This window comes from Psychrobacter sp. 1U2, from assembly GCF_051847575.1.
Window position 1 is genome coordinate 1 of record NZ_JBPYDC010001596.1, and the last position, 566, is coordinate 566.

Here is a 566-nt window from a genome sequence, read left to right on the forward strand (position 1 = left end):
TCTTAAATGCAGTGACAAATCTGCTAGCGCGATAACGAGCAATTCATGATTACATTGCACAATAATAGAACACAGTCATCGCACAGTCATCGATTAGCTTCATCAACAGATATGCTAAAGTAGAGACTAAGGTGAATACAATGATAAGAATAGTTATTAGGAGTTTTCTATGAGTAAGATTCCCTCGGCAATTGACCCAAAGTCTTTAACACCGCAGGAACACAATGAGCTAAGCAAACCTGAACAAAGCAACTTTATTACACGCATGGATAAAGAAGTATTCAACGATGAGCTACGCCGTAAAATGCATCAGGACTTAATCGACGCTTATGATGAAGAGCTTGAAAATGAAATAGATGATTATGTACGTGACTTTCGTTTTGATGGACTTGAGATGACAGAGCAAGAAAAGCTTGCTCGTCGTACCTATTTTCAAGAATTGGTGCGCTTACAGCGTGAGCTAATCAAACTACAAGATTGGGTAGTCGATCGCGGTGAGCGCATCGTTGTCATATTTGAAGGGCGTGACTCAGCAGGTAAAGGCGGCGCTATCAAGCGCATCACTC

Annotated in this window: 1 pseudogene; it reads left to right on the plus strand. The window is 41.2% G+C overall.

From position 1 onward, the window contains the following. Nucleotides 1-169 precede the first annotated feature (169 nt). Nucleotides 170-566: pseudogene (locus tag ACS8FD_RS23380) on the plus strand (polyphosphate kinase 2); the annotation flags it as partial.